This window comes from Streptosporangium sp. NPDC023615 (genome assembly GCF_040640155.1).
GTDB lineage: Bacteria > Actinomycetota > Actinomycetes > Streptosporangiales > Streptosporangiaceae > Streptosporangium.
Genome location: NZ_JBFABE010000004.1, coordinates 98,781 through 124,405, shown reverse-complemented (window position 1 = coordinate 124,405; position 25,625 = coordinate 98,781). Strand labels below are relative to the sequence as shown.

The 25,625-nt window shown below is 70.7% G+C and carries 23 protein-coding genes; 8 read left to right on the top strand and 15 right to left on the bottom strand.

The features are described from left to right. Positions 1–11: 11 nt before the first annotated feature. The 4 genes from rpsR to AB0G16_RS04730 all read right to left on the bottom strand — a co-directional run bounded on the left by rpsR (position 12) and on the right by AB0G16_RS04730 (position 1,784). The gene (rpsR, locus tag AB0G16_RS04745) at positions 12–248 is read right to left on the bottom strand and encodes a 30S ribosomal protein S18 (RefSeq protein WP_344892480.1); all 237 of its coding nucleotides are present in this window, start codon (positions 246–248) and stop codon (positions 12–14) included. 100 nt (positions 249–348) lie between these two features. Beyond that, a complete protein-coding gene (locus AB0G16_RS04740) occupies positions 349–933 on the bottom strand; it encodes a single-stranded DNA-binding protein (RefSeq protein WP_362798603.1) in 585 nt (194 codons plus the stop codon). Positions 934–1,009: 76 nt separating this feature from the next. Beyond that, positions 1,010–1,300: a 30S ribosomal protein S6 gene (gene rpsF, locus AB0G16_RS04735; protein ID WP_030919721.1), complete on the bottom strand. Its 291-nt coding sequence runs from the start codon at positions 1,298–1,300 to the stop codon at positions 1,010–1,012. Positions 1,301–1,604: 304 nt separating this feature from the next. Continuing rightward, positions 1,605–1,784 carry a hypothetical protein gene (locus tag AB0G16_RS04730; RefSeq protein WP_362798600.1) on the bottom strand — a complete coding sequence of 60 codons (180 nt, stop codon included), beginning with the start codon at positions 1,782–1,784 and terminating at the stop codon, positions 1,605–1,607. Between the two features lie 93 nt (positions 1,785–1,877). On the opposite strand from AB0G16_RS04730, the gene AB0G16_RS04725 reads away from it, so the two are divergent. Continuing rightward, a complete protein-coding gene (locus AB0G16_RS04725) occupies positions 1,878–2,636 on the top strand; it encodes a deoxyribonuclease IV (protein ID WP_362798597.1) in 759 nt (252 codons plus the stop codon). A gap of 109 nt (positions 2,637–2,745) precedes the next feature. Here AB0G16_RS04725 and AB0G16_RS04720 read toward each other — a convergent pair whose 3' ends face one another. The 3 genes from AB0G16_RS04720 to AB0G16_RS04710 all read right to left on the bottom strand — a co-directional run bounded on the left by AB0G16_RS04720 (position 2,746) and on the right by AB0G16_RS04710 (position 7,862). Beyond that, on the bottom strand, positions 2,746–3,885 hold the full coding sequence (locus AB0G16_RS04720; protein ID WP_362798594.1) for a hypothetical protein: 1,140 nt from the start codon (positions 3,883–3,885) through the stop codon (positions 2,746–2,748). 120 nt (positions 3,886–4,005) lie between these two features. Continuing rightward, complete coding sequence (locus AB0G16_RS04715) at positions 4,006–5,340, bottom strand: glycosyltransferase 87 family protein (protein WP_362798591.1); 1,335 nt, start codon at positions 5,338–5,340, stop codon at positions 4,006–4,008. Then, the gene (locus AB0G16_RS04710; RefSeq protein ID WP_362798589.1) at positions 5,340–7,862 is read right to left on the bottom strand and encodes a transglycosylase domain-containing protein; all 2,523 of its coding nucleotides are present in this window, start codon (positions 7,860–7,862) and stop codon (positions 5,340–5,342) included. The genes AB0G16_RS04715 and AB0G16_RS04710 overlap by 1 nt, the downstream gene beginning before the upstream one ends. 1,002 nt (positions 7,863–8,864) lie before the next feature. Between AB0G16_RS04710 and AB0G16_RS04705 the strand changes: the two genes are divergently transcribed. Beyond that, positions 8,865–9,539, top strand: a complete 675-nt coding sequence (locus AB0G16_RS04705) for a PadR family transcriptional regulator (protein ID WP_362798586.1) — start codon at positions 8,865–8,867, stop codon at positions 9,537–9,539. Between the two features lie 31 nt (positions 9,540–9,570). After that, positions 9,571–10,650: an inositol-3-phosphate synthase gene (locus AB0G16_RS04700; protein WP_362798583.1), complete on the top strand. Its 1,080-nt coding sequence runs from the start codon at positions 9,571–9,573 to the stop codon at positions 10,648–10,650. Between the two features lie 288 nt (positions 10,651–10,938). Here AB0G16_RS04700 and AB0G16_RS04695 read toward each other — a convergent pair whose 3' ends face one another. The 6 genes from AB0G16_RS04695 to idi all read right to left on the bottom strand — a co-directional run bounded on the left by AB0G16_RS04695 (position 10,939) and on the right by idi (position 15,122). Then, entirely contained in the window at positions 10,939–11,322 is a 384-nt protein-coding gene (locus tag AB0G16_RS04695) for a hypothetical protein (protein ID WP_362798580.1), read from the bottom strand. Next, on the bottom strand, positions 11,306–11,755 hold the full coding sequence (locus AB0G16_RS04690) for a hypothetical protein (protein ID WP_362798577.1): 450 nt from the start codon (positions 11,753–11,755) through the stop codon (positions 11,306–11,308). The genes AB0G16_RS04695 and AB0G16_RS04690 overlap by 17 nt, the downstream gene beginning before the upstream one ends. Continuing rightward, complete coding sequence (locus AB0G16_RS04685) at positions 11,752–12,423, bottom strand: hypothetical protein (RefSeq protein WP_362798575.1); 672 nt, start codon at positions 12,421–12,423, stop codon at positions 11,752–11,754. The genes AB0G16_RS04690 and AB0G16_RS04685 overlap by 4 nt, the downstream gene beginning before the upstream one ends. A 175-nt stretch (positions 12,424–12,598) precedes the next feature. Beyond that, entirely contained in the window at positions 12,599–13,777 is a 1,179-nt protein-coding gene (locus AB0G16_RS04680; RefSeq protein WP_362798572.1) for a helix-turn-helix transcriptional regulator, read from the bottom strand. Then, positions 13,758–14,429: an HAD family hydrolase gene (locus tag AB0G16_RS04675; protein WP_362798569.1), complete on the bottom strand. Its 672-nt coding sequence runs from the start codon at positions 14,427–14,429 to the stop codon at positions 13,758–13,760. Before AB0G16_RS04675 ends, AB0G16_RS04680 begins: the two co-directional genes overlap by 20 nt. A 111-nt stretch (positions 14,430–14,540) precedes the next feature. Beyond that, entirely contained in the window at positions 14,541–15,122 is a 582-nt protein-coding gene (idi, locus tag AB0G16_RS04670; RefSeq protein ID WP_362798566.1) for an isopentenyl-diphosphate Delta-isomerase, read from the bottom strand. A 134-nt stretch (positions 15,123–15,256) separates the two neighbouring features. Here idi and AB0G16_RS04665 point away from each other — a divergent pair, with 134 nt between their 5' ends. After that, positions 15,257–16,555 carry an MFS transporter gene (locus AB0G16_RS04665; protein ID WP_362798563.1) on the top strand — a complete coding sequence of 433 codons (1,299 nt, stop codon included), beginning with the start codon at positions 15,257–15,259 and terminating at the stop codon, positions 16,553–16,555. Here AB0G16_RS04665 and AB0G16_RS04660 read toward each other — a convergent pair. Beyond that, positions 16,509–17,732, bottom strand: coding sequence for an adenosylmethionine--8-amino-7-oxononanoate transaminase (locus tag AB0G16_RS04660; RefSeq protein ID WP_362798951.1), 1,224 nt, complete (start codon positions 17,730–17,732; stop codon positions 16,509–16,511). The genes AB0G16_RS04665 and AB0G16_RS04660 overlap by 47 nt on opposite strands. A gap of 8 nt (positions 17,733–17,740) precedes the next feature. Further along, positions 17,741–19,138, bottom strand: coding sequence for a CCA tRNA nucleotidyltransferase (locus AB0G16_RS04655; RefSeq protein ID WP_362798560.1), 1,398 nt, complete (start codon positions 19,136–19,138; stop codon positions 17,741–17,743). 159 nt (positions 19,139–19,297) lie between these two features. Here AB0G16_RS04655 and AB0G16_RS04650 point away from each other — a divergent pair, with 159 nt between their 5' ends. The 4 genes from AB0G16_RS04650 (at position 19,298) to AB0G16_RS04635 (ending at position 25,553) form a co-directional block, all read left to right on the top strand. Further along, positions 19,298–19,819: a YbaK/EbsC family protein gene (locus AB0G16_RS04650; protein WP_362798557.1), complete on the top strand. Its 522-nt coding sequence runs from the start codon at positions 19,298–19,300 to the stop codon at positions 19,817–19,819. A 46-nt stretch (positions 19,820–19,865) separates the two neighbouring features. Beyond that, positions 19,866–22,049 (top strand): hypothetical protein, encoded by a 2,184-nt coding sequence (locus tag AB0G16_RS04645; RefSeq protein ID WP_362798554.1) that lies wholly within the window; start codon positions 19,866–19,868, stop codon positions 22,047–22,049. A 171-nt stretch (positions 22,050–22,220) separates the two neighbouring features. Further along, positions 22,221–23,825 (top strand): murein biosynthesis integral membrane protein MurJ, encoded by a 1,605-nt coding sequence (murJ, locus tag AB0G16_RS04640; RefSeq protein WP_362798551.1) that lies wholly within the window; start codon positions 22,221–22,223, stop codon positions 23,823–23,825. Between the two features lie 195 nt (positions 23,826–24,020). After that, entirely contained in the window at positions 24,021–25,553 is a 1,533-nt protein-coding gene (locus AB0G16_RS04635; RefSeq protein WP_362798548.1) for a protein kinase family protein, read from the top strand. Positions 25,554–25,625 lie beyond the last annotated feature (72 nt).

Sequence of the window (25,625 nt, the reverse complement as noted above, 5' to 3'; positions counted from 1 at the left end):
GTCCGACCTCCTTAACGCGCGGTGCTCATGTACGGCAGGAGCGCCATCTCACGAGCGTTCTTGATAGCGGTCGCCACGTCACGCTGGTGCTGGGTGCAGTTGCCCGTCACCCGGCGGGCACGGATCTTGCCGCGGTCGGAGATGAACTTCCGAAGCAGCCCCGTGTCCTTGTAGTCGACGTAGGAGATCTTGTCGTGGCAGAACAGGCAAACCTTCTTCTTGGGCTTGCGCAGTGCCGGCTTGGCCATCGTGGTGCTCCTTTCAGAGCCCCGCCGTCAGGCGGGAATGGTCGCTGCGGATAGGGACTGGGGTGCGGGGCGCGATCGTGGCCGCCCGCGCGAGTCGTGGCTAGAAGGGCGGTTCGTCGCTGAAGTCGCCGCCGCCGAAGCCGCCGCCACCCTGCTGGCCGCCCTGCTGGCCGCCCTGCTGACCGCCGCCCCCGTAGTTGTTGCCACCGCCGCCGGAGAAACCGCCGCCGCCACCTTGCGGTGCGGCGGGCGCCGCGGAGGCCCACGGGTCGTTGGCCGGGCCGCCGCCGAAACCGCCGCCACCGCCACCGCCCTGACGGGCGGTCTTGTTGACCTTGGCGGTCGCGTTCCTCAGGGAGGGGCCGACCTCGTCGACCTCGACCTCGTAGACGGTGCGCTTCTCGCCTTCCTTGGTCTCGTAAGACCTCTGGCGCAGCCGTCCCTGGACGATGACCCGCATGCCGCGCTGGAGGCTCTCGGCGACGTTCTCCGCCGCCTGCCGCCACACGTTGCAGGTCAGGAACAGCCCTTCGCCGTCCTTCCACTCGTTGGTCGTCTTGTCGAGGAACCTCGGAGTGGATGCGATGCGGAACCGGGCCACCGCTTGCCCCGTCGGGGTGAAGCGCAGCTCGGGATCGTCGACGAGGTTGCCGACGATGGTGATCGTGGTGTCGCCTGCTGCCATGGCTGGAGCTGCCCTTCCTGCGGCCTTCGCTGGTTATCGGCTCAGAGTACGACTGCCGCCCGACAAAAGCCGGGGTTTAGTGCACGTCCGGGCGCAGGACCTTGGTCCGCAGGATGCCCTCGTTGAGGTTCATCTGACGGTCGAGCTCCTTGACGGTGGCCGGCTCGGCGCTCAGGTCGATGACGGCGTAGATGCCCTCGGGCTTCTTCGCGATGTCGTAGGAGAGCCTGCGGCGACCCCACACGTCGACCTTCTCCACGGTGCCGCCGTCGTTGCGGACGACCGTGAGGAACTGGTCGAGGGAAGGGGCGACCGTACGCTCATCGAGCGAGGGGTCAAGAATGACCATCACTTCGTAACGGCGCATGCTGACTTCCAACCTCCTCTGGACTGTTGCGGTCACGACACGGTGCCGTGACAGGAGGACGCTGACGTGCTGCACCCCCGACGCCCATTTCGGCGTCCTGGGTGGAGGGTGGGCGATAACACACCCGTTCGACGTAGCCGTGTCAGCCTACCAGTCCGGTGGAGGTCGGCCCGTCGCCGCGCCGGGCGGGTCCCGAGGTGGGAGGGAACTCGCCGGTGCGTCCTTCGGCGTCCGTCACGGGGGTTCCCCGTGGGGCCCCGACGGCGGCCGAGGCCGCACCGGCGGTCGGGTGGCGGCGGGGCGGCTAACTCAGGTTCAGGTCCACGCCCAGCAGCACGAGGAACCACAGGAAGACCGCGAGCAGGGCCTCGGCGATGTCCTTGAGCAGGGCGGGCGTGATGTAGTCGTACACCCAGGCGACGTAGAGGCCGATCAGGATGTAGATCAGCAGGACGAGACTCATCCCTCGGCGGCGGTAAGCCATGTGAACTCCTCGTTCTGGCCCGTGGGGGCGGGCGGTGGGGCGCGCCCTGCGACTGCCCCGGCTTCGGACGTTGAAACGGCTACTCTCGGATACATGCCGCTTATCGGAGCTCATGTCGATCAGGACGACCCGCTGGCGCACGCCAGGGCGCGCGGCGCCGAGGTCGTGCAGTTCTTCCTCGGTGACCCCCAGGGCTGGAAGGGCCCGGTCGTCGGCGACAGGACGGGGCAGATCAAGGACTCGGACGTGGCGGTCTACGTGCACGCCCCGTACGTGATCAACGTGGCGACCGCCAACAACCGGGTCCGCATCCCCAGCCGGAAGCTGCTCGCCGCGAATCTCGCGGCCGCGGCCGAGCTGGGGGCGCGCGGGCTGATCGTGCACGGCGGGCACGTCGGCGCGGGCGACGACCCGCAGACGGGCTTCGACAACTGGCGCAAGGTGTTCGAGCGCCTGGAGGGGCACGACGTCCCGGTGCTGATCGAGAACACCGCGGGCGGCGGCAACGCGATGGCCCGCAAGCTGGAGCGCATCGGCCGGCTCTGGGACGCGCTGGACGGGTTCGACGTCGGATTCTGCCTCGACACCTGCCACGCCCACGCGGGCGGCGAGGACCTGGCGGACGTGGTCGAGCGGGTCATGGCGATCACCGGCCGCATCGACCTGGTCCACTGCAACGACTCGCGCGACGCCTTCGACTCGGGCGCCGACCGGCACGCGAGCCTGGGGGCGGGAACGATCGACCCCGAGCTCATCCTCCAGGTGTGCCGGAGCGCCGGCGCGCCGATCGTGGTGGAGACGCCCGCCGACGGCCAGGCCCAGGACATCGCCTTCCTGCGGTCGAAACTGTAGACGGGGCCGGGCGCGGCGCGGCGATCCGTCCACAGCCTGTGGATAACTTCATGGGATTACTTCACCGCGATAACGGGTAAGGGGTCGGGCCGCATCGGCCCGCCGCAGGTCAGCCCACCCAGGCGCCGTCGACGAAGATCAGGGTGTTGAGGGCCATCAGCGGCCCGACCAGCAGGGCGTAGCCGATGATGACCCACTTCCGCCACGGCGCCGGACCGTTGCTCGCCCTGGCGATCAGGATGAAGAGCGGCCACCACAGCAGTGCCGAGCGCGGGACCGACAGGTAGTAGGCGGAGCAGAGCAGGGCACCCACCTGGAGGCCCACGTACACGAGCTCGCTCCACCGGCGCATCAGGAGCAGGACCAGCACGAGCACGATCCCGACGACCGCCCCGGCGATCTCCAGCCGGAACGCCCAGGCGACCCTCCCCTCGCCCATGGCCGCGTTCCACGTCGTCATCAGCGACTCCCACGGCCAGACCATGTGCCGTCCCCAGCCGGCCTCCTGCGCGGTCTTCCAGGCCAGCCAGTCGCCGGTACGGGAGTGCTGATAGGCGGAGTAGAGCGCCGGCGGCACGAAGGGGAGCACCAGCCACCCGGCCCGCCGCAACGGCTGCCGCCGGGCGAGGAACTCCACGATCAGCGCGCAGGCCAGGAACAGGCCGGTGATGCGCACGCAGGAGGCGCCCGCGGCCAGGGCGGCGGCCAGCGGCCAGCGGCCCTGACGCGCCGCGAGCCAGGCGGGCAGCGCGAAGGCCAGGAAGAGCGACTCGCTGTAGCCGGCGAACAGGAACACCGCCATCGGCCAGAGCATCAGCGCCAGCACCGCGCGCCAGCCCGTCCCCGGCCGCCCCTCGAACTCGGCCAGCCTGGCCAGCGCCATCATCGCGACCGCACCGGCCGCGAACGAGATCAGCAGCCCGGCGACCGTCCAGTCGTCCACCAGCAGGTGCACGGCGCGCAGCGCCAGGGGCATGCCGGGGAAGAAGGCGGGCAGCCCTCTGTCGGGGTCGGCCCCCGGCACCCCGTCGTAGCCGTGCTCGGCGATGGTGACCAGAAGGTTGGCGTCCCAGTTGCGCCAGCGCTCCAGGAAGGGTCGCGGGACCGCATCCCCCTCCATCATCGCCTGGGCGCCGACGACCGTCAGGACGACGATCCCCACGCGCGAGGCCAGCCAGAGCAACAGCCCCTCGGACGCGGTGTCGCGCGGGGGGCCGGCCGGAGTGGTCACCTGGGCAGAAGCGGTCACAAGGTGGAATTGTCGCGGATCATCCCTCTCGCGGCCAGCCCCGGCGCCCACGGGACGGATCATCCGTCCACCCGGCGCCCCCGGCACCCGTCATGGAGACCCGGGGGCGCCACGGAGACGCTAGGAGAGCGCCAGCCTGAAGCGGTCCGGGGCGCCGTCGAAGACGCCTCCCGCCCGGTCGTCGCTCCCGTCCTCGCGGATCACGTCCTTCTCCGGAGAGAGAATGTCCCGTACGACGAACGCCATCATGATCAGAATGGTGACCACCCGGCCCCACACCCCGGTGAAGTACGTGTCGCCGGCGATGCCCAGGGCCTCGTTGCCCGGCTGCAGGCCCACCAGGTAGAGCCAGATCGCGAAGAAGTACCAGCACTCGGCGAGCTGCCAGAGCGCGAGCGGCTTCCAGCCCGGCCTGGCCAGGACCGCGAAGGGGATCAGCCAGAGCACGTACTGCGGCGACCAGACCTTGTTGGTCAGCATGAACGCCGCCAGGGTGAGGAAGCACAACTGCATCAGCCGGGGACGCGTCCTGGCGGTCAGCGAGATCACGGCGATGGCCAGGCAGAACGCGGCCAGGGAGACGATGCCCAGCTTGTCGAGGAGCGCGCCGTCACCCAGGACGGGCCACTGCTTCTGCTGGAAGAAGTACCAGATCGAGCCCCAGTCGGCCGGGCGTTCCTGGCTGAAGACGTAGAACCTCTTCCAGCCGTCGAAGGCGAAGAACATGATCGGTACATTGACGACGAGCCAGGCCCCCACGACGCCGCCGAGCGTCTGCAGGAACGGCTTCCACCGGCCGGTGCGCAGCGTCAGCAGGAAGAGCGGGCCCAGGAACATCAGCGGGTAGAACTTCGTGGCGATCGCCAGGCCCAGCAGGATGCCCGCGAGCCACTGCTTCCGCTTCGACCAGGCCAGCAGCGCGCCCAGCGCGAGGGCGTTGGCCGCCAGGTCCCAGTTGATGTACGCGGTGAGGATCAGCGCGGGCGCCAGGGCGTACCAGAGCGCGTCCCAGCGCCGGGCCGGGCCGGCCAGCGTGGCCATCAGCAGCACGCCGACGACCAGGCAGATCGCCATCAGGACCACGGTGAGGTCGTAGAACGCCGTCCCCGGGTCGCCCATGGGGCTCACGATCCGGCGGAAGAACTCCATGATCCCGCCGATGCCGACGGGGTACTCGACCGGGTAGTCGAAGTAGGGGATCTTGCCCTCGTTGAGCTTCTCGTTCCACCACAGGGGATAGATGTCGGTGTAGCAGAAGTTCGTGAACTGCTTCGTCCCGTCGTTCCAGGCTCCGCCGACCCGGCACGGCCACTTCCAGAACCAGGCCAGCACCGCCCCCAGCCCCGCGAACAGGGCCAGGGGCACGTACGGGAGGGTTCGGGCGCCGAACTCGGACGACACGTCCCGCGGCGGCTCGGGGTTCTCGGGGTTCTCGGGGGTCTTCAGGTTCTTCATCACGACCGCCGCTGGTTCGTGGCGGGCGCCGGCACGGCCGCGCCGGGGGCGCCGTTCTGGCCGAAGTCCCCCTCGGGCCGCTGTTCCTCGAAGCCTCCCCCGCCGTCACCGCCGTCACCGCCGCCGCCGTCGCCGGTGCCTCCGCCGCCGTCACCGCCTCCGCCGCCGTCACCGCCGCCGTTCTCGCCGACGCCGCACGAGCCGTCCCAGGGCAGGCACTCGCGGCCCTCGGGGTCCTCGGTCCCGTCACCGCCGCCGTCGGACCAGCCGTTCTCGTCCCCGTTCTCGTCGGGGAACGGGTTGGTCTCCTCGGCCGTCGGCGTCGGGCTGGGAGTCGGGGTGGGGGTGGCCAGGTTGCTCTGGGTGCCGACGTCGGCCCTCGGCGGGAAGGGCACGACCTCGTGCTTGGCGGTCGCGACCTGCATGAAGTCGTGCCAGATCTGGGTCGGGGTGCCACCGCCGCCGATGAAGGAGGGCATCGACTCCTCCTTCCACAGGATCTTCTCGTTGGGGATCTTACGGTTGGGCATGCCGTACTTGTCGACCTTGAGCCTGCGCGTCCCGGCCCTGTTGTAGGGGACGTCCTTGGCCATGCCGACCGCGGTGACCAGCTGCGGGGTGTAGCCGACGAACCAGGCGTCCTTGTAGTCGTTGTTGGTGCCGGTCTTGCCGGCCACCGGGCGGGTGCCGATGTTCGCCGCGGTGCCGGTGCCGCTCTTGACCACGGCCTGGAGCGCGACGGTCGCGTCGGCGGCGGACTCGGGGGTGATGACCGTCTCCGGCACGGCCAGTTCCGGGACCCTGACCGCGCCGTTGGAGTCGACCACCTTGACGACGGTGTGCCAGTCGACGTGCTTGCCCTCGTTGGCGAAGATCGAGTAGCCGGCGGCCTGCTCGACCGCGGTGACCGACGCGACACCGATGGTGGCCTGGTAGTTCTGCTTCTCGACCGCGTAGTCGACCCCGTTCATGCCCTCGTAGGCGGGGTTGCGCTTGGCCCTCTCGCCCACGCCCGCCTCGGTGGCGATCCGCGCCACCTCCTTGAGGGTGACGGCCTGGCCCATCTGCGCGAAGACGGTGTTGACCGAGCTGGCCATGGCCGTGACCATGTTGATCGGCCCGAACCCCTGCCTGTTCGAGTTGCTGATCGGCTTGGTGTTCGGCATCTCGATCGTGGGCTTGCCGTCGACGTAGCTGTTGAGCGACCTGCCGCTCTCCAGCCAGGCCGCGAGCACGTAGGGCTTGAAGGCCGACGCCGCCTGCTTGGTGACGTCGAACGCGCGGTTGACGGAGTACTTGATGAAGTCGTCGCCGCTGTAGAAGGCGAGCACCCGGCCGTTCTTGGGGTTCACCGTGGCCATCGTGGCGTGGATGGTCGGGTCCAGCCCCTTGGTACGGCCCTTGACCGCCTTCTGCGCGGCCCGCATGAGGCTCTTGTCGAAGGTCGTGTAGACCTTGAAGCCGCCGATCTCCAGGTCCTTGCGCTCGATGCCGCGTTCGCCGAGCTCCCGCAGGACGATGTCGAGCATGTAGCCCTGGAGCCCCTTGAAGGGCTGGTTGATCTTGTAGTCGGCGAACTCCAGGTCCTCGAAGGGGCTGCCGGCGTACTTGCCGTACTTGGCCGGGTTCATCTCCGCCATGTTCTTCAGCGCGATCTCGTAGCGCTCCTTGGTGGCGGCGTACTTCCCGGCCCGCTCCTGGATGTCGAAGGCGTCGGGGCTCTGGATGTGGCCGGCGAGGTAGGCGCCCTCCTGCACGGTCAGCTCGTCGACGTTCTTGTCGAAGAACTGCTGGGCCGCGGCCTGGATGCCGTTCGCGCCGCGGCCGAAGTAGATGGTGTTCATGTACTGCTCGAGGATGGCGTTCTTCGGCAGTTTCTTGCTGATCTTGACGGCGACGAAGATCTCCTTGATCTTGCGCTGCACCGACACTTCCTGGTTGAGCCCCTCGTAGTAGGCGCGGGCCATCTGCTGGGTGATCGTCGAGGCGCCCTGGAGCTGGGCGCCGCTGACGGTGCTCCAGACCGAGCGGGCCATGCCGTACGGGTCGATGCCGCTGTCGGTGCGGAAGGTCTGGTTCTCCAGCGCGATGACCGCGTCCTCGACGTGGTCGGGGATCTTGTCGATCGTCACCGGGGTGCGCTTGACGCCCAGGCGGGCCAGCACCTTGCCGTTGGCGTAGTAGATCATGCTGCCCCGGTCGTCCACGCTGTCCTTGGCGGTGGGGACCGGGGTGTTGGCGTAGGCCACCGCGATCATGCCGAAGACGCCGGCGGTGACGACCACGAGACTGGCCATCAGGATCTTCCAGCTGGGCAGGAAGCGCGTCCACCTCTTCTTCGGCGCGTCCTCCTCGCCGTCCCCGGGGCCGTCCCCGCCCGGGCCGCCCGGTCCCGCGGGACCGCCGGGCCCCTCGAGTGCGGCGGCACCCCGCGCCGTCGCGCCCGCGGCGCGTCCGCGGCGCCTGCGCCCGCCGCCCTCGCCCGGCCCGGAGCGTCCGCCGGCCGCCTGGGCGGCCGTCATCGACCGGGTGTCCTCGAACGCGGCCGCGGCGCGGCGGTCGTTCGGGTCGGTGTCCCCGCGGCGCGGATCGCCGCCCCTCGCCGTCGCCCCGCCACCGGGCGGCCCGTCGGCGAGACCGGCGTCGTGCCCGGGCGCCCCGCCCGTCCGCCGGGGGGCGCCACCGGGATAGGGTGCACCGGAAGCCGCGCCACCGGGACGCGATGCGCCCGGACCCGCGCCGCCCGGACCCGGGCCGCCGGGAGGGGGCGCGCCGGGACCGGGGCCGCCGGGACGCGCGTCACCTGAGGCGGGGTAGGGCATTCCCCCGGGCTGGGGCATCATCGCGGTCCGGGGATCGGCGCCCGCGCCCCGGGGCGGTTCGGACTGCCAGGGCTGCGCCGGTTGCGCCGGTTGTGCCGAGGATCGCGCCGGACCGGGCTGCGGTTGCCGGGACGGGTCCCACCCCGCGCCGCCGGTTTGGGCGCTTTGCGATGGGGGAACTGCACGGGGAGCGGCTCCTTGGCCTGAGCGACGGCGCCGCCCCTGACGAGCCGAACCGTCCGCGCCCTCCGGGCGCCCGTTCGGCTCCGGGTCATTGCTGTGGCTGTAACTCACGCGTCCTCGTTCGGTCATCGGGGTCTACACGGCGTGCAGGCGGGCGAGACTACCTCCCGGGTGACCTTCCGGTCGCCGAAGATCTCGTCGCCTTGGCTCACTGCTGGCCGGCCTGTTCGGGTGGATCTCCGTTCCCGGGGACGAACGAGATCGTCAACTGGTTCCGACAACAACCTTGGCAGACCTCTCCCGCGCCGACGCGGGATTTCCCGTATTGAAAAGCGGTCCGCGTCCCGCGGAGGCCGGGCCTCATCACCGTCTGCTGTGACCACATAAGCGCCAGACTACGGCTTTTTGTTGTTTGCTCCCAACCTCTTCGGAAAGTCGCTGATTGCAGACCTATATTGGATAGACGTATCCTGCTGATGTATCGGTTCGATACATCGACGCGAGAGGTGGTGGTTTCCAGTGGCCGGCGGACGAGGCGGCGTGCTGGAGCTGGCCGTGCTCGGGTCGTTGCACGAGACCCCGCTACACGGCTACGAGCTGCGCAAACGGCTCAACGCCCTGCTCGGCATGTTCCGGGCGTTCTCCTACGGCTCGCTGTACCCGTGCCTGCGCCAGCTCCTGACCGACGGGCTGATCATCGAGGACGGCGACGGCGCGGCGGCGGCCGCGCCCGCGGACGCGCCCACCGTGCTCTCCGGACGCCGATCGAAGATCGTCTACCGGCTGACCGCGGAGGGCAAGGAGCGCCTCCAGGAGCTGCTCACCCAGGCCGGTCCGTCCGCCTGGGAGGACGAGAGCTTCGGCGTGCACTTCGCCTTCTTCAGGCACACCGAGGCGGAGGTCCGGCTGCGCATCCTGGAGGGCCGCCGCAGCCGGCTGGAGGAGCGGCTGGACGGCGTGCGCACGGCCCTGGCCCGCACGCGCGAGCGGCTGGACAGTTACACCCTCGAACTCCAGCGTCACGGCCTGGAGTCGGTCGAGCGCGAAGTGCGCTGGTTGAACGAGCTGATCGCCACCGAGCGGCGGGCCTCGCCGCCGGAGGCCGGACGGCTCCCGGCGCCCGAAGAGTCGTTCCGGGCGCCCGCGCCCGGAACGGGCACGACGGGGCGGCGTGCCGTCCCCGAAGAGAACTGACATCACAGAGAACTAAAGGGGAGCGAGTGCCATGGGTTCGGTGCGCGTAGCCATTGTCGGGGTAGGCAACTGTGCCGCGTCGCTCGTGCAGGGCGTGCACTACTACCGGGACGCCGACCCCGGCGCCAGGGTGCCGGGCCTGATGCACGTGAAGTTCGGCGACTACCACGTCGGCGACGTCGAGTTCGTCGCGGCGTTCGACGTCGACGCCAAGAAGGTCGGGCGTGACCTGTCCGAGGCGATCGTGGCCTCGGAGAACAACACGATCAAGATCTGCGACGTGCCGCCGCTGGGCGTGACGGTGCAGCGCGGTCACACCTTCGACGGCCTGGGCGAGTACTACCGGGAGATGGTCGAGGAGTCCGACGACGCCCCGGTCGACGTCGTGCAGGTCCTGCGGGAGGCGCGGGTCGACGTCCTGGTCTCCTACCTGCCGGTGGGCTCGGAGGAGGCCGACCGCTTCTACGCCCAGTGCGCCCTCGACGCCAAGGTCGCCTTCGTCAACGCGCTGCCGGTGTTCATCGCCTCCGACCCGGTCTGGGCGCAGAAGTTCGTCGACGCCGGGGTGCCGATCGTCGGCGACGACATCAAGTCGCAGGTCGGCGCGACCATCACCCACCGCGTGATGGCCAAGCTGTTCGAGGACCGCGGGGTGGAGCTGCTGCGCACATACCAGCTCAACTTCGGCGGGAACATGGACTTCATGAACATGCTGGAGCGCAAGCGCCTGCAGTCCAAGAAGATCTCCAAGACGCAGTCGGTCACCTCGCAGATCCCCCACGAGATGCGCAAGGCCGACGTGCACATCGGCCCGTCGGACCACGTGCCGTGGCTGGACGACCGCAAGTGGGCCTACGTGCGCCTGGAGGGCAGGTCCTTCGGCGACACCCCGCTCAGCCTGGAGTACAAGCTGGAGGTCTGGGACTCCCCCAACTCCGCCGGCGTCATCATCGACGCGGTCCGCGCCGCCAAGATCGCCCTGGACCGGGGCATCGCCGGCCCGATCCTGTCGGCCTCCTCGTACTTCATGAAGTCCCCGCCGGAGCAGTACTCCGACGAGGAGGCCCACGAGTACGTGGAGAAGTTCATCCGCGGCGAGGTCGAGCGCTGACGTCCGGCCCGTGGCCCCGCCCCGGAACGGGGTGACGGACCTCGACGTCGATCGCGCTCCCCGAGCCGGAGCGTTGCGACGACCCCTCGAATTCGCCGAGGTCCGAAGTCTTCCGCGCGTGCGGAGACCAGCTTGAGAACATGCGGTGCCCTCGCCACCCCTGACGAGGGCACCGCACTCATCCCGCGGACGACCCTCCTGGCGGCGGCCCTTCTGGCCGCGCGCCGTCGCCCGCGGGAGTGAAGACGTGGCGGTACGGGAGAGCCGGTCGCCGCACCGTCGCGCTGCTCATGGAGCCGTCTCCGGCTCGGGGTGGCGCTCGACGATCCGGCGCGTGACCCGTGCCGGATCGTCGGCCAGTACATGACCGACGGGTTCACCTATGAAGGAGAGCTCTTGAAGAAGGCCGTCCCGGCGCGGTCGGCCCACACGGGGCGTAGGTGACCGGTCGCCTTGGAGCTGGGTCCGCCACAGGTCGAGTTCCACCTGCTGCATCAGGTCCCACAGTTCACCGGCGCTGTCCGCATGCACGGCGCGGCACCGGACCAGGTCGGTGCACTCCCACGCCTCGAAGCGGCGGTGGCGCAGACTCCAGAAGACCATCCAGGTCGGCGCGTGCTCCTGTACCTGCCGGGCGGCTCGTGCCGCCAGGGCGTCATCGCGGGACGACATGGTCGGCCACCAGAACGTCGGCGAGCAGCGGCAGTTCGCTGCCGAGCACGTCGGTGAGCGGGCGGGAGCACAGGATCCGGTAGTGCTCGGCGAGCCGTTCGGCCGCGGCGGCCGTCATCGCCTCCGAGACGGCTAGCGGCCTGCCCCGGCGCGAGAGCTTGGGGGAGGTCCAGCGGAACTCCTCGCCGTCGGTGTAGGCGATCAGTCCGTAGTAGATCGACACCGTGGCCCGGCCGGAGGCCAGCTCGTGGACGTCGGCCGCGATGCCGTGACGGGCCAGCGCGGCGGCCAGTTCCTCGGCGCGGCGCAGGGCGGCGGGCCGGTGCTCCTCGTCCCGGGCGTTGGTCGACGGCGCGGCGGCGTGCGCATGGGAAGGAAGTACGCCGCCGCGCCTGCTCATGGGGGTGTCGCCCTGCGGCGGGGCCGCGTTCATGCCGCGACCTCCCGCCAGGAGGGCTCGTACCGTCGGGACGGGAGGGTGTCCGGGAGGTGGCTCCGGCCGAGGGCGACGGCGAGCCCCGACCGGAGAGCCTGGTGCCGGTGCTCGGACGGGAGCGGCAGCGGGGTGAGCGGCGACCGGGCAGGTATCCGCTCGGGGCGCGGGGGCGGGGCGCCGACGTCGGCCGGGTGGAGGGCGTGGGCTGCGGCGCGGGCTCGTCGCCGGGCGAGGGGGTCGCGGGCGAGAGCCAGGCGGAGCGCGCGGTCGGCCCGCGTCTCAACCAGCCGGTGCGGGCGGGCATCGCCGGGGGCCGGGCGGCGGAGGTCGGTGCGGCCGTCAGGCCGGGTACGCGCCGGTGCCGCCTCGGGCTCGGCCCGGCGGGGCGCGGGCACGAGCGTCGGCTGCGCGGTGGCCTCGCGGGCGGACTCGAACCTCGGCAGGGTCCGGCCGAGACCGAGCCGGTGGCGCGCTTCGAGGCGCTCGTCCATCAGCTCGGCGGACGGCTGGAGGTACTCGTGGTCGGAGGCTTGGCCGGGGCAGCCGTGCGCGTAGGGGGCGTGTCCGCAGGTGGCGCATCCCATCGGCATGGGTGGGGCGTCGGCGAAGCAGTGGCAACCGGCCACCGTGGTCCGTTCGAGAACCGGAGCACTAGGCTTGTTCACGGGTCAGGACTCACTTCCTGATCAAGGAGCCCGTACGGCGTTACCGCGCCTGCGGGCTCCGCTTGTGCGCAGGGAAACGGAGTGTCACCACTCGCCTACGCCTTGACTCGGGCGATCCCATGGTGCTTGGCAGAGAGTCCGTGAAGTGCCACACCTTGTGTCACTGGAGTGGCTGCTAGATCACGCCGACCCATTCGGCGAAACCGACCAGGGTTTCGCTGCTGGCGCGGTGCAGGCGCAGCAGAGTCTCGGCGTCCTCGCGAACCCACGGATGTTCTCGGGTGTGCTGCGGCGCGATCCGGCGGGCCGTCCTCAGTGATTCGAACGCCGCGTCCTTCAGGCCGGCCCACAGCTGGGCTCTGGCCAAGTCGATGAAGAAGCCGCTGCGACGTTCGGCCGGCATGCTCGGAGGTGGCGACCAGTCAGCACCCAAAGTGAGGGCAAGCCGAAGGTGTTGGTCGCCCAGACCGAGCGCGACGGATACCTCATGGACGCGGACCGAGCAGGGACCGAACGCGGTCCCGTAATAGATGTCCTCAGGGACTATGTCGCCGAGCCGCCGCGCCTCACCCAGGTGGGCCATGGCGGCATCGGCGTTGGCCGCTCGCGCCGCGACGACGGCCGCTCGCATGTGCAAGGCTCCCAGGACGCCAAGGCGTTGACGCCCCGCCTCTTCCGGAAGGCTGTCAATCGCCGACTCGACAGCACGCAAACCCGCCTGGTACGCGTGTGCGGCGAAGAAGATCTCGGTACGCACATACGCGGTTGACGCACTCAAAAGAGGGTCCTCGGCGGTCGCCGAGACCTGACGCATCAGCTCGATCAGCCGGGCCGACAAATCCAGATAACCGTATTTGTAGGCGACCGCGTCAGAAGCTCGGTAGGTGTCGACGAGCAGCGCCGCGAAGGCGTCGGGATCAGCCGCCTCATGAGCCCCACGGATGAGTTCACCGAGCAGTTCGGGAAGGATCTGTGACAGCAGTACATATTGAGCACCCAGGCGCTTTTGAACTGCGCCGGTGACAGCTGCTCGAAGCGCAGGCAAGGGCCGCACCGGTCCCTTGTCGGGAACGTCGTAGGCGGTGATGACCTCGCGTAGAGCAGGGATCGCGTCGTGGACACGGCTGTCGAGGCGGCCGGAATCACCCAGGAGGCGCGATGGATCGACACCCAGTGCTGCGGCGATGGCGTCCAGGATGTGATCGCTGGGTACGCGCGTTCCCTGCTCGATCTTCCGAAGCATGCTGATGGAGACGCTGGCCGCCCGAGCAAGATCGGCTTGGTACATGCGGCGTGCGCCACGAATCGCGGCGATGCGCTCTCCGATGTTGTTTCTAGGTGCTGTGCGGGCCATCTCTGCGCTTACTTTCAGCTAATAGAGGTGGAAGTTGCGTAATGCTGTCGATCTTCCAGTCAGCTGCATTCAAGGTTGCCGCATCGTTTCCCCACAAGTACCCCCAGGGGCCGCGTCGAATCACACATGTACGTAGACCGAATGTCTTCGCGGGAATGATGTCGTTCGCAGGATGGTCACCTACGTAAACGGTCTCCTGAGCAGGCGCATCAGCAAGCTGGAGAACCTTTTCGAAAAACTCGGGCGCAGGTTTCGCGACACCCCATTCCTCCGAGGTGATGATGATGTCGGCGGGAATCGACAGCGCTCGCAGGAGATCACCGGCTTTGCGCGTCTGGTTTCCCGCGACGCAGACGCGAAGTCCCGCGTCGCGCAGAGCCTGCAGACCCTGCCGCACGTCGGGGTACAGGTCGGTCTCATCGAGGTGCTCGCCATAGCCGGCCTCCTCACGGGCCCGGCGCTCCGCATGCAGGTCGATACCGGGTCGAAGAATGCGGACCGCCTCCGCGTTGTCCATGCCGAGCGCCGTCACCGCGCCGACCAGGGCGGACAGGGTATGGCGAGGAACGTTCAACCAGTCCGCCCACGCCCCCCAGTAGCGGTCATCCCGAACCAGCGTCTCACCTATGTCGAACACCACAGTCGCGACCACACTCCGGAGAGTAAATCAGCGCGGCGGCGTGCGTCTGGGAAGGGCACAAGCGGACGTGTTCCGCCCGCAGGTGGGAGCTCTCGCGCCGGTGCTCCGCGGGCCTCTCTTACGTCAGCGGGCGGCGGGCGGCAGGTCGGCAGGGTCGGCGGCAGGCCAGGTGAGCGGGTCGGCGCCGAGCTCGGCGAGCTGGGCGACCTGTTCCCGGCACCACGGGGAGATCGGCAGGTGCCCGCCGAGCACCCCGTCGGTGAACTCCTTCCACGGCATCCAGCGCACCTCCCCGACCTCCTCGGGGTTCGGCACCGCCTGGGCACCGGCGACCACCCGGTAGACCGGGCAGAGCTCGTGCTCGACGATCCCGTTCTCCATGACCGCCCGGTAGGCGAAGCGCGGCAGGAGCAGGTCGAGGCGGCCCCCCTCCAGGCCCAGCTCGTAGGAGAGCCTGCGGGTCACCGCCTCCGACAGCGGTTCGCCGGGCAGCGGGTGGCCGCAGCAGCTGTTGGTCCACGCCCCGGGCCAGGTGATCTTGTGCGAGGCGCGGCGGGAGAGGAGCACCCGGCCCTGCTCGTCGAACACGTAGCTGGAGAAGGCCAGATGGAGGGGAGTGTCCGGACCGTGCACCGTGGCCTTGGCCGCCGTGCCGATCGCGTTTCCGTCGGTGTCGACGAGCACGACGTGTTCATCAGGCGTCACCCGACAGAGGGTACGTGACCGTGTCGGCCGCTCGCGCCCCCACATGGATACGTGATCAAAGGTCGGAAATGTTCGGCGTACATTCAGGGATGTTCCCGATGTCCGCCCGGGGGAGCCGCACATAGGCTGAGCGCGTGTCCTTCGTATCCGATCTACGCGTCGTCCTGGAAGGCCGGGACTTCAGGAGGCTGTACGCGACCCGCCTGGTCTCGCAGTTCTCCGACGGGATCTTTCAGTTCGCGGTGATCGGCTTCGCCTTCTTCAGCCCCGAGACGAGCACCAGCGCGGCGCAGGTCGCCGCCGGCCTGGCCGTGCTGCTGCTGCCGTACTCGATCCTGGGTCCCTTCGTCGGCGTGTTCATCGACCGCTGGTCACGGCGGCAGATCCTGGTCGTCGCCTCGCTGGCGCGCGGCCTGCTGCTGCTGGGCGCGGCGGGGCTGGTCGTCGCGGACCTGGCCGACGGGGTCTTCTACGTCGCCGCGCTCGGCGTGCTCGCGGTGAACCGGTTCTTCCTGGCCTCGCTGGGGGCCTCGCTCCCGCACGTGGTGCCGTCCGACCGGCTGATGGTGGCCAACGCGGTCACCCCGACCTCCGGCACCGTGCTCACCTTCGTCGGGGTGGGCGTCGGCTTCCTGCTGCGCTCGGTCCTCGGCGCGGGCGACCGGGGCACGGCGGTGCTGCTGGTCGTCGCCGGGATCGTCTCCGCGTCCACCGCGCTGATCGCCCTGACCATGGGCAGGAACCTGCTCGGCCCCGCCCACGACCCGGACCGGCCCCAGACCCGCGAGGCCGTGCGCCACGTGCTGTCCGGCCTGGTCGACGGCGCCCGGCACATCGCGCGTCATCGGGCCGCCGCCGCGGCGATGGGCGCGATGGCCACCCACCGGTTCATGTACGGCATGTGCACGGCGATGCTCATCCTGCTGTCGCGCTACTACTTCGCCGAGAACGCCGAGGACGCGCTGGCCATGGCCTCCCTGGTGGTCGCCACCTCGGGCGTCGGCTACTTCCTGGCCATCCTGGTGACGCCGTGGGCCACCGGGCGGTTCGGCATCGAGCGGTGGATCCCGGCCATGCTGGTCACCGCCGGGGTGCTGATGCTGGCGCTCGGCCTGCCGTTCCAGCGGTGGGGGTTCGCGGTCGCGGGCCTCGTGCTGGGCATCGCCGGGCAGAGCGTCAAGATCTGCGCCGACACCACCGTCCAGCGGGACCTGCGCGACGCCTACCTCGGCCGGGCCTTCTCCATCTACGACATGCTCTTCAACGGCAGTTACGTGCTGGCCGCCGCGCTGGCGGCGGCGCTGCTCCCGCCGGACGGCAGGTCGATCACGGTGCTGGTGCTCATCGCCGCGGGCTACGCCGGGGGCGCGGTGCTCTACCGGATCGTCACGCCGGCCCGAGCGCCCGAGCCACTGCCGTCATCGCCGTCGTGACCCGCGCCAGGTCCTCGTCGCCGATCGCGTAGGGCGGCATCGCGTACAGCAGCCGCCCGAACGGCCGCAGCCAGACGCCGTGCCGCATGACGACGTCCTGGACCGACGCCACGTCCACGGGCTCGCGGGTCTCGACGACCCCGATCGCGCCCAGGACCCGCACCTCGCGGACGCCGGGCGCGTCCGCGGCCCCGGCCAGGCCGTCGCGCAGGCCCGCCTCGATCCGCGCGACCTCCGCCCGCCACGGCCGCTCGCCGAGCAGCTCCAGTGAGGCGTTCGCGACGGCCGCGGCCAGCGGGTTGCCCATGAACGTCGGCCCGTGCGTCAGCACACCGACCCCCCGGGCCACCCGCTCGGTGCACAGCGTCGCGGCCATCGACAGGTAGCCGCCGGTCAGGGCCTTGCCCAGGCACATGATGTCGGGGCGGATCCCGGCGTGGTCGCAGCCGAACAGCTCCCCGGTCCTGCCGAACCCGGTGGCGATCTCGTCGGCGATCAGCAGGACGCCGTGCTCGTCGGCCAGCTCGCGCAGCAGCCGCAGGTAGGCCGGGTGGTAGAAGCGCATGCCGCCCGCGCCCTGCACGACCGGCTCCACGATGATCGCGGCCAGCTCGTGGGCGTGCCGGGCGACCAGGTCGGCCAGCCGGGCGGCGTAGCCCTCGTCGTAGGCGCGCGGCGGCCGGTCGGCGAACACGTGGCCGGGCAGCACGCCGGAGAACAGGTGGTGCATGCCGTCGTCCGGGTCGCAGACCGACATCGCGCCGAACGTGTCGCCGTGGTAGCCGCCCCGGACGGTGAGCAGCCGCCCCCTGCCGCTGAACCGGAACGCCATCTTGATCGCCACCTCGACGGCGACCGACCCGGAGTCGGCGAGGAACACCCGGGGCAGCCCGGTCATGCCGGCGAGCGTGGCGGCCAGCCGTACGGCGGGCTCGTGGGTGAGGCCGCCGAACATCACGTGCGCCATGTCGTCGAGCTGCTCGCGCAGCGCCCGGTTGAGGCGGGGGTGGTTGTAGCCGTGCACCGCCGCCCACCAGGAGGACATGCCGTCGATCAGCTCTCGGCCGTCGTCGAGGGTCAGCCGGACCCCGTCGGCGCGGCGGACCACGTACGGCGCCGCCGCCGGGGGCGAGGAGGCGTAGGGGTGCCAGACGTGCTCGCGGTCGAGCCGGGCGATCTCACCGGTCAGGAGGTCACCCCGTTCTCCCGGGCCCAGGCGCGCAGCGCCTCCTCGGCGGCCTCCCGGCCCAGAACGCCCCGGTCCAGGCGCATCTCCAGCAGGAACCGGTAGGCGCGGCCCACGACCGGGCCCGGCGGCAGGCCGAGGACCCGCTGGATCTCGTTGCCGTCGAGCTCGGGCCGGATCTTGCCGAGCTCCTCCTCCTCGGCCAGCCGGGCGATCCGCTCCTCGAGCTGGTCGTAGGTCGCCGACAGCGCCTGGGCCTTGCGCCGGTTGCGGGTGGTGCAGTCGGCGCGGGTCAGCTTGTGCAGGCGCTCCAGCAGGTGCCCGGCGTCGCGGACGTAGCGGCGCACCGCCGAGTCGGTCCACTCTCCCGAGCCGTACCCGTGGAAGCGCAGGTGCAGCTCCACCAGGCGTGAGACGTCGGCCACCACGTCCTTGGGGAACTTCAGCTCGGTCATCCGCTTCCTGGCGAGCTGGGCGCCGACCACCTCGTGGTGGTGGAAGGAGACCCGCCCGCCGGGCTCGTGCCGCCGCGTCTTGGGCTTGCCCACGTCGTGCAGGAGCGCGGCCCAGCGAAGGACGCGGTCGGGACCGCTCTCCTCCAGGTCGATCGCCTGCTCCAGCACGATCAGCGAGTGCTCGTAGACGTCCTTGTGCCGGTGGTGCTCGTCGATCTCCAGGCGCAGGCCGGGCAGCTCGGGCAGCACGTGCGCGGCCAGGCCGCTCTCCACCAGGAGCCTCAGCCCCTCGCGGGGATGGTCGCCGCACAGGAGCTTGTCCAGCTCGTCGCGGATGCGCTCGGCCGAGACGATGTCGATCCGGTCGGCCATCGCGCCCATCGCCGCCAGCGCCGCCCGGTCCACCGTGAAACCGAGCTGGCTGGCGAACCGGGCGGCGCGGAGCATCCGCAGCGGGTCGTCGCCGAACGAGCGCTCGGGGGGGCCGGGGGTGCGCAGCACCCGGGCGTGCAGGTCGTCCAGGCCGCCGTGCGGGTCGACGAACTCGCGGGACGGCAGGCGCAGCGCCATCGCGTTGACCGCGAAGTCGCGCCGGGCCAGGTCCCCCTCGAGCGTGTCGCCGTAGGCCACCTCGGGCTTGCGCGACCTGGGGTCGTAGGACTCGCTGCGGTACGTGGTGATCTCCAGCAGCCAGCCGCCCTTGCGGACGCCGACCGTGCCGAAGTCGATGCCGATCGTCCAGACGGAGTCGGCCCAGTCGCGGACGAGCTCCAGGACCGTCTCGGGCCTGGCGTCCGTGGTCAGGTCGAGATCGTTGCCGATCCTGCCCAGGAAGACGTCGCGTACCGAGCCGCCGACGAGGGCGATCTGGTAGCCCCGGGCGGCGAAGAGCTCACCGAGCTCGTCCGTCACAGGAGCGATCTTCCGGAACAGCTCACTCATGCCGTGGCGCTGGCTCTGGGTCAGATTTGAAAGGGACAAGCCGGGTAGGTCCTTCGGTTACGGAACATGTTCCCCTGCGGGCATACACCTGAAGCGATCACCAGGTTACGGTCGGTAGGGAAACCTCGGGGGCCGTGCGTCGAGGCAAGGAGCACACACATGAAGGATGCGCTCACGATCCACCGCTGGCTCCTCGCCCACCAGGTCCATCATGAGATCGTACGCCTTCCCCGCGCGATGACATGTTCGGACGAACTGCCCGAGGTGCTGGCGGCCGATCCGGAGCTCTGCGTGGGGGTGACGGTCTACGAGGTCACGACGCGGACGGACCGCGAGCCGGTGGCGGTCGTCGGCTCGGTCGGCACGCCCCCGCGTCCCGGCGTGATCGGCGGCCTGCTGAACGCCCGCAGGGTCCGCCCGGCCTCGGCCTTCACCGTCAACTCCGCCACCGACTACGCCGCGGGCCTGGTCTGCCCGTTGCTGCTGCCCGCCACCCTGACCGTGCTGGTGGACGGGCGGCTGACCGGTGTCGCCACGCCCGTGTACGTACCCACCGGAGAGCGCCGCACGGCGCTGTCGATCCGGGCGGATCACCTGCTGAGACTGGTCGCGGGAAGGGTCGTGGACCTGACCCGGCCCGCTTCCCGGAGGGAGCCGGTGACCTTTCCCCTCGCCGGTTAGGCCATAGCATTGCGGTCGTGCGCCGTACTCGACCCCTGGCCGGAACGTGATCCACAAGGCCGCGCTGCTGGCCCTGCTCGCCACGCTGCTCATGCCCGCGGCCGTGGTCCTTCCGGGCACGGCGAACGCCCGGGCGGCCTCGGTGAACCGCGCGGGCCTGCAGGTCGTGCTGGAGGCGATCGGCCCCGACGTCCCGCGTGACCCGACCACCGAGATCAAGATCTCCGGGTCCCTGGTCAACACCGGGAGCGAGCCGCTGACCGGGCTGCGCATCCAGATGAACTACTCGTCCCAGCCGTTCACCCGGCGCGACGAGCTGACGGCCTACCAGGCGGGACAGAGCCCCCTGCCGGCCCCCTGGTGCTGCCAGAGCTACGTCCAGGCCCCGATCGCGCCCGCGGGGAAGATGCCGTGGGAGTTCGTCTTCACCCCGGAGAAGCTCAACTTCACCCGCTTCGGCGTCTACCCGGTCGTGATCGAGGTCATCGACGCCCTCCAGCAGGAGGTCGCCGCCCTGCGCACCACGGTGACCTACATGCCGCGCGACGTCCGGGTACCCCGCACCCGGCTCGCCATGGTGCTGCCCGCCGTCGACCAGCCGCGCCGCAGCGGCGACACCGTCTTCGCCGACGAGGGCCTGGCCGCGGCGATGGCGTCCGGCAAGCGCCTGGACGACCTGCTCACGATCGCCCGGGACACCTCCTCGGCCAAGGGCCTCACCTGGGTGGTCGACCCGGCCCTGCTCGACGACGCGCGCGCCCTGGGCGGGCCGCACGCGGTCAGGGCCAAGGACCGCCTCCAGCAGCGCCCGGCGAGGACGGAGGCCGCCCGGTGGCTCGCCGGCTTCCGCGAGGCCGTCGCCGACCATCCGGTGATCGCCACCCCGTACGGCGACCCCGACGTGGCCGCGCTCGCCCACAACGGCGTCGACGACATCACCGCGACCGGGATCGACGCGGCCCGGATCGTCTCCAGGCAGACCCTGGGCCGCGACACGATCACCGACGTGAACTGGCCGGTGGACGGGCTGATCGACCACGACGGGCTGGACCTGCTGGCCACCGGCGGGGTCGACACCGTGCTGCTGGCCGCGCCGAACCTGCCCCCGGCGACGCCCCCGGGCACCCCCGTGGGCACCACGGGCACCTCTCCGGCGACCTCCGCGGGCATCGCCGCGGCCACCACCCCGGACGCCTGGGCGACCCTGGACAGCGTCAACGGCCCGATCACCGCCCTGGTGGCCGACGAGCCCCTGAGCGAGACCCTCGGCGCGGACACCTCCGCCTCCGGCGCGGCCCTGGCCGGGCGCCGGCGCTTCATCGCGGAGACGGCGATGATCGCCTCGGAGCCGGTGACCGCGACCAGGACCGTGATCGCCGTGCCGCACCGCCGGTGGGACCCGGACCCGGCGTACGTGACCGGCCTGGTGAGAACCGCCGCCACCCTGCCCTGGCTGGCGCCGGTCACGCTGGACGCGGTCAAGCGCGGCAAGGGCGCCCCGATCCCCCGGGCCGGGCTGACCTACACCGAGCAGGACCGGCGCCTGGAGCTGCCCAAGCCGTACCTGAGCTCCGTCAAGAAGGTCGGCGCCCGCGCCGACCTGACCGCCGCCGTCACCGTCGCGCGGGACCTGGACGCCTTCGACCTCGCGATGCTGCGGCTGACCTCCTCGGCCTGGCGAGGCAGGACCGCCGCCGCGACACCGTACGTCCAGCAGGTCGGGGAGGCGGTCGACGGCCGGATCGCCCTGGTCACCATCACCGGCAGCGAGCAGTCACGGCTGCGCACCCTGGCCGGTCGCGACGGCGACGTGCCGATCAGCGTGCGCAACCAGCTCGGCCCCGGCGACGCCGGCCGCGTGGTGGTCCGGCTCCGCGTCACCTCCGCCCAGCCCGAGCTGCTCAGGATCGAGCCCTACGAGGACCGGCTGCAGATCGAGGGCGGCCAGAACGAGACCATCCGGATCCCCATGACCTCGACCACAGCCAGCGGCCAGACCACCGTGAAGGTCCAGCTCACCACCGAGGACGGCCGCGCGTACGGCAAGCCGATCGAGCTGACCGTGCGCACCACCGGCTACACGGCGGTCGCGCTGGCCATCGTGGGGGCGGCCCTGGTGGTGATGCTGGCCGCCGTGGTGCTGCGCGTCCTGCGCCGCAGGGGGGGCCGCCGCCCCGTGGCCGCCCCGCCGGTGGCACGCGAGCGCGAGCCGGCCGGCAGCGAGTCCTGAGCGGTCCGGAGCGTCCCCCGGGCGGCCCGGACGATCCCGGGTGATCCCAGGTGATCCTGGGCCCGTCCAAGCCGATCTCGGGCGGCTCACACCTATTGTGGGCAACCCACATCCATTCGACCAGCCCGGACCGATCCCGAGCGGTTCCGGGCACCCGGCGGAGGAGAGCGCATGAGCAGGGTCCTGCGCGCGAGCGCGATCATGGCGGCGGGGACGATGGTCTCGCGCGTCACCGGCTTCGTCCGGACGGCGGTGCTCGCGGCGGCCATCGGCACCTTCGCGCTGGGCGACGCCTACAACGTGGCGTACACCATCCCGTTCATCCTGTTCGACTCCCTCCTCGGCGGGGTCCTGAGCAGCGTCGTGGTGCCGATGATCATCCGGCGGCAGAGGAGCGACCCCGACGGGGGCCGGGCCTACGAACAGCGGCTGATGACGCTCGGGGTGCTCGCCCTGACGGTGATCGCGGTGGTCTCGGTCCTACTGGCCAGGCCGCTGATCGGCCTCTACAGCACCGGCTGGGATCCCCGGGAGACCGAGGTGGCGGTCAGGTTGGCCTGGTACATCCTGCCGATGATCGCCTTCTTCGGGATCGGCGCGATCGCCGGGGCGATCCTCAACACCCGCGACAGGTTCGCCGCCCCGATGTGGGCGCCCGTGCTCAACAACATCGTGATGATCGCCGTCGCCGTCGTCTACTACCTGAAGCTGGGTGACGCGGGCGCGGACGTCGACACGGTCACCGACGCCGATCTGGCCCTACTCGGGCTCGGCACCACCGCCGGCATCGTGGTGCAGTGCGCGGTGCTGGTCGTCGCGCTCCACCGGGTCGGCTTCCGCTTCCGGCCCCGGTTCGACATGCGCAACGCCGGGCTCGACGAGATGGGCCGCACGGCGGTCTGGACCTTCGCCTACGTGGGGATCGGCCAGATCAGCTTCCTGATCACCACCAATCTGGCGACCGGCGCGGGCAATCGGGCGCCCGGCGCGGGCAACTCGGCCTACGCCTACGCCTACCAGCTCTTCCAGCTCCCCTACGGGATCATCGCGGTCTCGGTGATCACCGCCATGCTGCCCAGGATGAGCCGGGGGGTGGCCGACGGACAGCTCGACACGGTCCGCGAGGAGTTCGCCTCGGGGGTGCGGCTGGTGTCGGTGCTGCTGGTGCCCGCCGGCCTGCTGCTGATGGTGCTGGGTCCCGCGGTGACCGTGCTGGTCTTCTCGTGGGGCAACATGACCGTCGAGGCGGCGGTCTACATGGGCAACGTGCTCCAGGTGTTCGGGCTGGGGCTGGTCCCGTTCTCGATCTTCCAGTTGCTGCTACGGGTCTTCTACGCCTTCGGCGACACCCGCACCCCGGTGTTCATCGCCCTGGGCAACGTGGCGGTGAGCGCCACGCTCAGCCTGGTGGCGTACCACGTCCTGCCCGCGCGCTACGTCGTGATGGGCCTGGCCTTCGCGTTCACCGTCGCCTACGTGGTCGGCGCGGCGGTCGCCTGGATCCTGGCCGCGCGCCGCGTGGGGGGGCTGGGGGGACGCAGGGTGGCCGCAGGACTGTCCCGGATGTACCTCGCCGCGCTCCCGGCCGCCGGATTCGCCCTCGCCGTCCTGTGGGTCACCCAGGAACTCAGCGGACTGAACGCGCTCAGCTCCGCCGTCATGCTGGCGGCGGGCGGCGGACTCGGTATGGTTCTTTACTTGGCGATCGCCCACCGGATGCGCATCCCCGAAGTGAGTTCGATCGTTGGAATGGTGGCAGGACGGGTAGGCCGGTAAGCCAAAGGCTTGTCTCAAACGTCTGACAAGGCGAACACGGGCGGAACCGGTGCGGGACTACCATGGTGCGACGCGTGTGGTGACATGCGGCTAATGGAAGCAGGAGGGCGTGGGCGGATCCACCCGGCATCGCGTGATGTGTTGTGACGTGCCGACCCGGCGGAATGCCGTCGTGCTCTTGGATGCGGGGCAGGTATGAGTTCACCGGCGGTCGAACCCGGCACCAAGCTGGCCGATCGTTTCCGCCTCGAGGACCGTGTCCACGAGGCGGGCGGAGCCACCCTGTGGAAGGCCATCGACGAGGTGCTCGCCCGGCCCGTCGCCGTCCACACCTTCGATCCCGACTTCCCCCGCCTGAACGAGGTCGTCACGGCGGCCCGGGTGGCCAGCCGGCTGACCGACCCCCGCCTGACCCAGGTCTTCGACGCGACCGAGGACGACGGCCACACCTACGTGGTCAGCGAGTGGGTGAGCGGCGAGAACTTCGGCGACATGATCGCCGGTGGTCCGCTCGACCCCGAGCGGGCCGCCGCGATGGTCGCCGAGGCCGCCGAGGCCATGGCCCACGCGCACGAGGCGGGCCTCGCCCACCTCTGCCTGACCCCCCGGCAGCTGGTGTGGACGGCCGGCGGCACGGTCAAGCTGCTCGGCCTGGGGGTGGACGCGGTCCTGGACGACGTGACGAGCGACGACCCGGCCCGCGCCGACACCGAGGGGCTCGGCCGGCTGCTGTACGCCGGGCTGACCGGCCACTGGCCCGGTGACGAGCGCGACGGCGGCGGGCTGCCCGTGGCGCCCGTGGGCGACGGGCACTTCTGCACGCCGCGTCAGGTCACCGCGGGCGTTCCCGGCTACCTCGACGCCATCGTCTGCCGGGCGATCCTGCCGGAGACCCGGCGCTCGCTGGAGCCGCTGACCACGCCCGCCGACTTCGCCGAGGCCCTGGCCTCGGTGGCCCGGCCCAGCCCGATGCCGATACCGGCACCGATGCCGATGACGGCGCTGCCGGTGGCGGCCTCCCGCTCCGAGGGCGTCGACACCGAGGCGCCGAGGCGTCACACGCCTCCCCCGCCGCACCACCAGCAACACCAGCAACATCACCCCGGTGCCCGCCCCGCCGCCGGCGGAGGGATGCTCAACAAGGTCGCCATGACCGTGGTCGTGCTGCTGGTGATGGCGGCCGTCGGCCTGGGCGCCTGGACGCTGGGCCGCAGCATCGGCAACGCGGGCACCCCGGCCCCGGGTGAGCGCAGCGCCACGCCCACGCCCATCGCGACCGTCGCCGTGCGGGAGGTGAAGCCCTCCTCGGTCATCGGCTTCGACCCGCTGGGCGACCGGGAGGAGGGCAGCAGGTGGGCCCCGGGCGCGGTCGACGGCAAGGAGTCCACCGACTGGCACTCCGAGACCTACGACTCCGCCGACTTCGGACGGCTCAAGAAGGGCGTCGGCCTGCTGCTGGACATGGGCAGGAGCATCCCGGTCAAGCAGGTCTCGATCGACTTCGGCGGCACCTCGGGCGGCACCGCGGAGCTCAGGATCGGCGACTCCGCGGAACTCACCGCCATGGACGTGGTGGCGAAGTTCAACGGGCTCTCGGGCAAGAAGACGTTCGCCGCCGAGAATCCGCACAAGGGCCGGTACGTGCTCGTCTGGTTCACCGAGATGCCCTCCTCACCCGAGGGGTTCCGCGGCCAGGTGGTGGAGGCGAAGATCATGGCGACCAAGTGACATCGGTTGATTCGATCTCTTTTAGTCAGCTTCTTACAGATCATCCATGAATCCGTGGCACCATCTATCCCG